This window comes from Tabrizicola sp., from assembly GCF_031377265.1.
Classification (GTDB): Bacteria; Pseudomonadota; Alphaproteobacteria; order Rhodobacterales; family Rhodobacteraceae; genus JAUYQR01.
Map to the genome: position 1 here is coordinate 1 of NZ_JANMET010000016.1, position 8,111 is coordinate 8,111.

9 protein-coding genes and 1 pseudogene are annotated in these 8,111 nt (G+C 62.4%); 6 read left to right on the forward strand and 4 right to left on the reverse strand.

Annotated elements, in window-relative coordinates; translation table 11 throughout:
• A partial coding sequence (locus RMO18_RS01050) for an FGGY-family carbohydrate kinase (RefSeq protein WP_309663382.1) occupies positions 1 to 723 on the forward strand: 723 nt, incomplete at its 5' end.
• Complete coding sequence (locus RMO18_RS01055) at positions 723 to 1,454, forward strand: creatininase family protein (protein WP_309663383.1); 732 nt, start codon at positions 723 to 725, stop codon at positions 1,452 to 1,454. The genes RMO18_RS01050 and RMO18_RS01055, both read left to right, overlap by 1 nt.
• 98 nt (positions 1,455 to 1,552) lie before the next feature.
• Here the strand turns inward: RMO18_RS01055 and RMO18_RS01060 are convergent, their stop codons facing one another.
• From RMO18_RS01060 to RMO18_RS01070, 3 genes are read right to left on the reverse strand one after another with little or no spacing between them, the layout of a single operon-like run.
• Positions 1,553 to 2,008 carry an RbsD/FucU domain-containing protein gene (locus tag RMO18_RS01060; RefSeq protein ID WP_309663384.1) on the reverse strand — a complete coding sequence of 152 codons (456 nt, stop codon included), beginning with the start codon at positions 2,006 to 2,008 and terminating at the stop codon, positions 1,553 to 1,555.
• On the reverse strand, positions 2,008 to 2,928 hold the full coding sequence (locus tag RMO18_RS01065) for a carbohydrate ABC transporter permease (protein ID WP_309663385.1): 921 nt from the start codon (positions 2,926 to 2,928) through the stop codon (positions 2,008 to 2,010). Before RMO18_RS01065 ends, RMO18_RS01060 begins: the two co-directional genes overlap by 1 nt.
• Positions 2,925 to 4,028, reverse strand: coding sequence for a sugar ABC transporter permease (locus tag RMO18_RS01070; protein ID WP_309663386.1), 1,104 nt, complete (start codon positions 4,026 to 4,028; stop codon positions 2,925 to 2,927). The genes RMO18_RS01065 and RMO18_RS01070 overlap by 4 nt, the downstream gene beginning before the upstream one ends.
• A gap of 402 nt (positions 4,029 to 4,430) precedes the next feature.
• On the opposite strand from RMO18_RS01070, the gene pufB reads away from it, so the two are divergent.
• From pufB to RMO18_RS01090, 4 genes are all read left to right on the forward strand, one after another.
• Positions 4,431 to 4,586 (forward strand): light-harvesting antenna LH1, beta subunit, encoded by a 156-nt coding sequence (gene pufB, locus RMO18_RS01075; RefSeq protein WP_305568206.1) that lies wholly within the window; start codon positions 4,431 to 4,433, stop codon positions 4,584 to 4,586.
• 11 nt (positions 4,587 to 4,597) lie between these two features.
• The gene (locus tag RMO18_RS01080) at positions 4,598 to 4,897 is read left to right on the forward strand and encodes a light-harvesting protein (protein ID WP_309663387.1); all 300 of its coding nucleotides are present in this window, start codon (positions 4,598 to 4,600) and stop codon (positions 4,895 to 4,897) included.
• Positions 4,898 to 5,024: 127 nt separating this feature from the next.
• On the forward strand, positions 5,025 to 6,449 hold the full coding sequence (locus RMO18_RS01085) for a PucC family protein (RefSeq protein ID WP_309663388.1): 1,425 nt from the start codon (positions 5,025 to 5,027) through the stop codon (positions 6,447 to 6,449).
• Positions 6,450 to 6,544: 95 nt separating this feature from the next.
• Positions 6,545 to 7,153 (forward strand): hypothetical protein, encoded by a 609-nt coding sequence (locus RMO18_RS01090; RefSeq protein ID WP_309663389.1) that lies wholly within the window; start codon positions 6,545 to 6,547, stop codon positions 7,151 to 7,153.
• Between the two features lie 106 nt (positions 7,154 to 7,259).
• Here the strand turns inward: RMO18_RS01090 and RMO18_RS01095 are convergent.
• Positions 7,260 to 8,111: pseudogene (locus RMO18_RS01095) on the reverse strand (sugar ABC transporter substrate-binding protein); the annotation flags it as partial.

An 8,111-nucleotide genomic window follows, 5' to 3' on the forward strand; every position in this document is an offset into this window, starting at 1 on the left:
TCCCCCGGCGAGATGATGCTGATGTATGGCTCCACCATCTTCATCATCCAGGTCACCGAACGCCCGCTCCGCGATGCGCGCCTATGGTATGCGCCGTGGCTGTTTCCAGGCCTGCATGCCTCGATGGCCGGGTTGGCCACCTCGGGCACGCTGACGCACTGGTTTCGCGATCAATTGGCCCCCGACACCGATTTTGCCAGCCTCGCCGCTGCAGCCGAGGCCAGCCCGAAAGGCGCCAAGGGTTTGATCTGCCTTCCTTACTTTTCGGGTGAGCGAACGCCGATCCATGATCCTTTTGCCAAAGGCGCGTTCTTCGGCCTCGATCTTACCCATACTCGGGGCGACATGTTCCGCGCCGCCATCGAAGGCGTCGCCATGGGCACGGCGCATGTGTTTGATACCTACGCCGAACTGAACGCCACCCCCGCCCGCGTGCTCGCTGTCGGCGGCGGGACGAAGAACGCGGTGTGGATGCAGGCCACCTCGGACTTTGCAAAGACCCCGCAGCTCGTCTGCGAAAAGACGATTGGCGCCAGCTATGGCGACGCCTTTCTTGCGGCTGTGGCGGTGGGTGCCGCGATGCCGGACGAGATCACCCGCTGGAACCCGGTGCTGCGCACAGTGACGCCCGAGCCGGTCGCGGCCTATATGCGGCAATACCCGCTATGGCAGGCGCTTTACGCCCAGACCAGGGACATCGCCCATGCGTTGGGAGCGGCCTGATGCAGTTCGACCGGATGCGCCCGCATCAGATTGCCGAAGCGATCATTGCAGGCACCCCGGTCGTGCTGCCCATCGGGGTGATGGAATATCACGGCCAGCATCTGCCCGCAGGCGTTGACCTGCTGATCGTCACCGAAACGCTGAAACGGCTTGGCGACCGGATCATCATGCTGCCGCCCTTTGCCTACGGCGCGGCCAGTCATGCGGTGGCGGGCGCAGGTCAGGGCACGCTGCACCTTGATCCCGCCACCTTCCTGCCACTGGCCGAGGCGCTGTTTTCAGCCCTTCTGACCACCGGCTTTCGCAACCTGCACGGCGTCATCCACCACCAGACCGAGAACTTCGCGCAAGGCATGCCGACGGATCTGAGCTTTCGCCTCGCCGCCCGCAACGCGATCTTTCGGCATCTGGAGGTCGCGCGCGGCCCGGGCTGGTGGGGCGATCGCGCGATGCAGGACTACTATGCCGATGCTGCGGCCGGCGAAGACCCGTTCAACTGGATCCGCATTCATCCGCTGTTTCCGAAAGGCGCTGATTTCCCTTTCGATCATGCCGGGGTCGGCGAGACCGCGCTGATGCTGGCCCTTGCCCCGGAAACCGTGGATATGACCCGCGCCACCGATGGCGGCCACTGGTACACCGAAACCGCACCTCAGGCGACAGCGGCGCTTGGTGAGGCAGGCGTTGCGCTGGCGCTTGCCCATATTGCGCCGGCTCTGGGCCTTGCCTGACTGCGGATTTCATCTGTCCCCAAATATCCCCGCCGGAGGCTCCCGCCGCTCAGACCGGGCGGACATATCAGGAAGGGTGCCTGCCCGCCTTGCGCCGTTCACAGCTCGGGCAGATCAATCACGCCCTTTTTCAGGATGAAGCAGCCATAGGGCCCGCTGTCGCCAGTGCGGATGATGGCGAAAGCCTTGCGGGCCTCGGCATAGAAGGCGAACCGCTCCAGGCTTTGCATCTGCACCGGGGCGCCCTCTGCGCTGTCTGCGACAGCTTGCATTCGGGCAAACACCGGCCGTTCGGCCGTAGGGTCGCCCACCACCTGCATGCGGGTGATCGGGGCGGGAACAAAGCTGTCCAGTGGCATCAGGCGCAGGATCGCGCGCGCCGCTGTCGGGATATCACAGCCCGCCATGTCGATCAGCTTGCCATAGGTGGTGTCCGTCGCGATCGAGGCCGCAGGATGGTTCACGTCGCAAATCACCAGATCGTCGCCATGCCCCATCAGCATCAGGACATGCACAAGTTCGGCGCTGAGCCGCTGGTCGATGCCTTTCAGCACTATTTCACCGCCCCTGCCGCCATCCCCTTGATGATGAACCGCTCCAGCAGCACCCCGATCACGATCAGCGGCAGGATCGCGGCAAAAGACAGGGCCGCCATCGACCACCACGATATCCCCTGGCTGCCGGTCTGACTGGCCACCATCACCGGCAAGGTCTTGGCGTCGGTCGAGGTCAGGAGGGCTGCGAAGAAATACTCGTTCCAGGTCAGGACCAGAGACAGGATGAAAGCCGCCACCATGCCGGGAAGGGCGATCGGCAGGATGATCGTCACGAACGCCCCCCAGACGCCCAGCCCGTCGACGAGTGCTGCCTCCTCAAGCTCGGTCGGGATGGAGTTGAACTGGTCCTTCATGATCCAGATCACGATGGGCAGCACCGACAGCGCATAGAGCAGGATCAACCCGATCCGCGTGTCCAACAGGCCAAGTTCCTTGTAAAGCACGAGGAATGGGAGGGCGAGGACGACCGGCGGCAGGATCAGCTGCGACAGAAAGAAGAACGAGATGTCGGGATTGCGCATCCAGGCAAAGCGATAGCTGAACCGGCTGAGCCCGTAAGCCGCAAGCGACCCCATGACCACCGCCAGAAACGACGAGACCAGCGACACGATGGCCGAATTGGTGAAGCGCTTGAGGAATTCCTCGCGCACGGTCGAATCGGTGCCGATCGTGTCGGGCGACAGGCCGATGGATTTCCAGCCGAGCCATTTGGGCTGATAATCCACCCAAGGGATCAGGTTGCCCTGCATCACGTTCGGGGCCAGCTTGAAGCTGGTGGTCAGTGTCCAGTAGATCGGGAACAAGCAGATGAACGCCCACAAGAGCAACACGCCATAGACTGCAAGCCGGCTCGCGAACCATTTCGCCCGAAACGAGCGGTCCGCCTCGCTGTCTTTGAAAATCGCCGTTTCGGTCATGTGCGCGGCCTTGTGAAACGGTCTGCGAATTTCATCAGCATGGTCATCGCGATCACGATGATCACCAGATAGACCATCGCAAGCATAGTGCCGTAACCGACGTTCGAGCGATCCCGATATTCGCGGTAGATGAAGCTGGTGACGGTGTCCGTCGCCCCTCCCGGCCCGCCGGAGGTGACCGTGATCACGATGTCGGCCAGCTTCAGCTTGAAGATGATGCGGATCAGGATCGCGGTGATCGACACCGGCAGCATCAGCGGGAAGGTGATCTCCCAGAAGCTTTTCCAGCCGGTCGCGCCGTCAACCCGGCTGGCCTCGGTCAGCTCTTTCGGGATCGCCTGCAGCCCGGCCAGCAGCATGATCATCATGAACGGGATGAAGGTCCAGGCGTCCATCAGCATGATCGTCGCGCGCGCCACGCCGGGCGTTGCAAAGAAGGCGGGCGTTTCCCAGCCCAGATGCTTCATCAACGTGGCGATCGGGCCGAAACGTCCCTCCAGCATGGATTTGCCGATCATCCAGCTGACAGCCACGGGCGACAGCATCAGTGGCAGCAGGAACGCCACCCGAAAGAATTTGCGCGCCCGGATTTCAGAGTTCAGCAACAGGGCAAGGGAAAAGGCGATGGCGTATTCCAGGATGATCGCAAGCGTGTACCAGACCATATTCAGCATGGCGTTCCAGTAGAACGGATCGGCCCACATCTGCACCACGTTTGCGAGGCCATTGAACTGACGCCCGTCCGGGCTGGACAGGTTCCAGCTTGAAAACGCGATCAGCAAGCCGAACAGCAGGGGAAACACCGTCAACGACACCACGAACAATGCGGCAGGCAATACGAACAGCACCCGCTTGCCTTGTTCGCCCCGGATCAGGACCTGCGCCCAGCACAGTGCGACCGCCCAGGTGGCGTAGGCGTAAAGGGTGGGCCGCCAGTTGGCAAAGCCGAAATCGGACACCCCGGTGGCCTGCAGGGTCTGCAACGCGGCCACCAGAACCAGCGTCGCCGCCGTGCCCCAGACGAGGGTCCGGCCAAACAGCTTGCGCCGGTTCGAGATGCTGTCGCTGGTCACGACATGGAGGAGTTCACCGTTGCTCATGCTAGCATGTTAGCTGTTGATTTTGGGTATGAGAAGGGGCTTTGACGGCGTGTCTGGCGGGCCCAGACTCAGGGTGCGGTGGCGACATTTGTCACGCGTCAAATGAGTGCAGTTGCTTGCAGCGAGGCGCGAGAAATCGGGGGCGCGCCGTGGAACCTGAGCGATCGGCAGGCAGTAAAATCTTGAAAGTAATATATATTTTAGGCGACTGCGCAAAAAGAGCGGTCTGCAAAATAGTTGAATGTCAATTATAAGTTACAGTTGCTTATGTAAGAAAGGCGTGACACATTGTCGCTGTTGGCGCTAGAACCGGATCGGGAATCCGTACTGCGCTTTGGGTGGACCGGGTGTCGTCAGTCCGCCCAACGCAACATGAGACGACGGGGCACGGAGGAGCATTTTATGTCCAACGATCCTGATAAGGTGTGGCCGACCGGCCTTACACTGAGAGAAGCTGAAGAGCTTCACAGCTACATCATCGACGGCACGCGGGTGTTCGGGGTCATAGCCTTGATCGCGCACATTCTTGTTGCCGTTTCCACGCCCTGGCTTGGCTGAGGGGACCTGACATGAACAACGCAAAAATGTGGCTTGTCGTGAAACCGACAGTCGGGGTCCCGCTATTCCTTACGGCGGTTGCCGTGGGGTCTTTTGCGGTCCACGTCGCGGTGCTGAGCAACACGACCTGGGTTGCCGACTTCTTGTCCGGCAAGCCAATCGGCGGCATGGCATCGCTGGTTCCGGAAGATCAGACCACCGCGAAAGTGGCCTATCTGACGCCGGGATCCAAGGATATCATGGTTGTCATGCCGGATGGCACGGTGGCGCATGCGATCCTGACGGATGGTGCTGTCAGCACGCTGAACTGACCTTTCCTCCGCCTGGCGGAGCAAGGCAAGACTGGCGGGACCCCCCGTGATTTGGGCGGAGGGGTCTCGCCACATCATTTGTGCCGCCCGCCGAGTGGGTGGCAATGGCAGTACAGGTCAGACGCCGATGTTTGATTATCGCCGCTTTGCTTTGGGGAAAATCGCGGGGATCGGCCCGCGCTTTCTGCCGTTTGCCGAGGTTGCGACCAAGGATGTGCCGCTGTCGCGGCTGCTGCGCCTGTCGCTGTTTCAGGTGACGGTGGGGATGGCGTTGGTGCTGCTGGTCGGCACCCTGAACCGCGTGATGATTGTCGAATTGAAGGTGCCGGCAACGCTGGTTGGGGTGATGCTGGCATTACCGCTGGTGTTTGCGCCGCTGCGCGCGCTGATCGGGCACCGGTCGGATACCTATGTGTCGGCGCTGGGCTGGCGGCGGGTGCCCTACATCTTCAAGGGCACGATGCTGCAGTTCGGCGGCTTTGCGATAATGCCGTTCGCGCTGCTGGTGCTGTCGGGCTATGGCGAGGCCGTCGATGCGCCGCGCTGGATTGGCCTGAGTTCTGCAGCGCTGGCGTTTCTGCTGGTGGGCGCGGGGGTGCATATCGTGCAGACCGTGGGGCTGGCATTGGCCACGGATCTGGTGCCCGAGGAAGATCAGCCCAAGGTCGTTGGCTTGATGTATGTGATGCTGTTGCTGGGCATGATCCTGAGCGCCTTGGTCTTTGGCTTGCTGCTGCGGGATTACACGCCGGGCCGGTTGGTGCAGGTGATCCAGGGGTCGGCAGTCGTCACCATCGTGCTGAACGGCATTGCGGTGTGGAAACAGGAACCGCGGGATCGGCGCCGGAGCGAGGCACCGCAACGGGTGGTGGGCTTTGCCACGGCCTGGGCGCGTTTGACGCAAGGGCCGGGGGTGCTGCGGCTGTTGACGGTGATCGCCTTTGGCACTGCAGGCTTTGGGATGGCGGATGTGTTGCTGGAGCCGTTCGGCGGGCAAGTGATGGCGATGACCGTGGCGCAGACCACGCAGCTGACGGTGTTTCTGGCGCTGGGCAGCCTGCTTGGGTTTGGCCTTGCGTCGCGATTGCTGGGCAACGGGGCGCGGCCGCTGGCGGTGGCGTTCGCCGGGGCGCTGACCGGGGTTCCGGCCTTTGGCCTGATCATATTGTCGGCGTCGCTGACACTGCCCCCGTTGTTGAGCATGGCGACGATGCTTGCGGGTTTCGGGGCTGGGCTGTTCGGCCACGGCACGCTGACCGCGACGATGCGATCCGCGCCGCGTGACCAGATCGGGCTGGCGCTGGGCGCGTGGGGAACGGTGCAGACCACAGCGGCGGGCGTGGCGATTGCGGTCGGAGGCGTTATCAGGGACGTGCTGGAAAACGCGCCCGCAGCAGGGGCTTCGGCGGCGGATCCGTATATTCCCGTCTTCGGGCTGGAGATTGCGTTGCTGCTGCTGGCGCTGATCGTGGCGCTTCCGCTGCTGCGCGCAACACTTGCAGAGCCGGACATCAGCCCTACTATCGGAAAAGAGGCTGCTTCGGGACCATAGATCCAAGGGCCGGAGCGGGGCCAGAATGATTGCGTAGACACTGATTGCGTAGACTATGAATGCGTAGGCTGGGCTATCGAACAACAGGGTGACACATGACAACGATCATCACGAGATTATACGCCAACACCGCTGCTGCACAGGCCGCGGTGGCTGACCTCATGGGCCGCGGCCACGGCGAGGATTACATCGACATCATATCGCGCGAAGGTGATGGCACGGTCAGGGACCGGATGCTTGCGGCGCGGGTCAGCAGCGCGGCGGCGGCGGCCTATGCCGCGCCGGTGTCGAACGGCAATGCGCTGGTCGTGGTCCGGGCGCCGTTCAACCCAGTCGGGGCCGCACGCAACGCGATGCGCGCGCTGGACCGGCATCCCTCGATCAAGGTCGGGCTCGACAGCGAAGACGAATACATCCGCGAACAGCCGCGTGTTGAAGTTCGTGGCAGCATCTTGATGAACCATCCGCTGTTCATGTCGCATGACATGGCGGCGCGGGAACGGGGCACGGTGTCCAGTGCCTTTGGCGTGCGCACGCTGTCGCCGCAAAAGACCAAGACCTCGGCGATTTCGGGCGGGGGGTTCATGTCAACCAAGCTGCTGCCGTTCGCCTTGTTGTCGCGGTCCAAGGAAAAGAGTTCGGTGATCAAGGATGGCTGGCAGTTGTCGACAGCCCTTGGCATCCCCACGATTTCCCGGCGCTAGGCCGCCGCCATTGCAATAAAGAACGGCGCGCCATTGCTGGCGCGCCGTTTTTGTTGGTGCAGCTTTTGTTGGAAACGGGGGCGCGGCGAGCCACGCCCCCGTTTGATCACATGCCGAGCGAAGCCTTGTAGAGCGCGATCTGGCTGTCGCGGCCGATTTCGTCGGTGATCTTTTCCCAGGCTGCGGCGATGGCGTCTGCCGTTTCCTGCGCGCTGGCGTATTGGCCGGCGTAGCCCTTGGACAGTTCATCCTCGGCAACCGAATAGTATTGGAAGATGCCGGGAATGCGCGGCTCCACCGCCGGGTTGGGGTGGTTGTAGCTGTCGAGGTTGGAGCCAAGGTAATCTTCGACAAAGTCCTTGTCGTAGCCCGCGGTAACCCATTCGTCATAGTTGAAGTTGGAGTTGCGGTAGGGCTGGAAGCCCGACGGATAGGCCGACATCCAGAGCGAGATGTCCTTGCCGCCCAGATGGGCTGCTGCCGACCATGCGGCCTTGCGCTTTTTCTCATCCGCCGAGACGCGGTTGGTGACGTAGACACCCCAGCCGAGGTAGGCCATATTCGGCGCCTCGTTGTAGGTTTCTTCCCAGGCCGACGTCGCGGCATTGTAGACGCGGTCGGAGCCGCGGTTGATGCCGAAGCCGATGACATCACCGACGACCGAGGTGTCGGAGGTGCGGGCATTGGATCCGATGTCGCCCCACCACATCAGCATCGAGCCGGTTCCGGCCAGGAACTGCGAGAAGCCGGTGGTGCCGGGGTCGGCGTTGATCTGGTCGGCGGGATAAGCGCCAGCCGCGATCAGATCCATCACGTCCTGGATGGCCTGCACCCAGCCCGGATTGTTGACGCGGGGTTTCATCGTCTCGGGGTCGAACAGCCATGCAGGATCCGACGGATGCTTTACATAAGCCGCCGCGCGGTTTTCCAGGAAGTAGAAGCCAAAGCCGCCCCAACC

What these genes read in the sequence shown, in the direction of transcription:
- RMO18_RS01055 (WP_309663383.1), top strand. Translation starts at nt 723, where the DNA reads ATGCAGTTCGACCGGATGCGCCCGCATCAGATTGCCGAAGCGATCATT.
- RMO18_RS01065 (WP_309663385.1), bottom strand. Translation starts at nt 2,928, where the DNA reads ATGACCGAAACGGCGATTTTCAAAGACAGCGAGGCGGACCGCTCGTTT.
- RMO18_RS01070 (WP_309663386.1), bottom strand. Translation starts at nt 4,028, where the DNA reads ATGAGCAACGGTGAACTCCTCCATGTCGTGACCAGCGACAGCATCTCG.
- pufB (WP_305568206.1), top strand. Translation starts at nt 4,431, where the DNA reads ATGTCCAACGATCCTGATAAGGTGTGGCCGACCGGCCTTACACTGAGA.
- RMO18_RS01080 (WP_309663387.1), top strand. Translation starts at nt 4,598, where the DNA reads ATGAACAACGCAAAAATGTGGCTTGTCGTGAAACCGACAGTCGGGGTC.
- RMO18_RS01085 (WP_309663388.1), top strand. Translation starts at nt 5,025, where the DNA reads ATGTTTGATTATCGCCGCTTTGCTTTGGGGAAAATCGCGGGGATCGGC.
- RMO18_RS01090 (WP_309663389.1), top strand. Translation starts at nt 6,545, where the DNA reads ATGACAACGATCATCACGAGATTATACGCCAACACCGCTGCTGCACAG.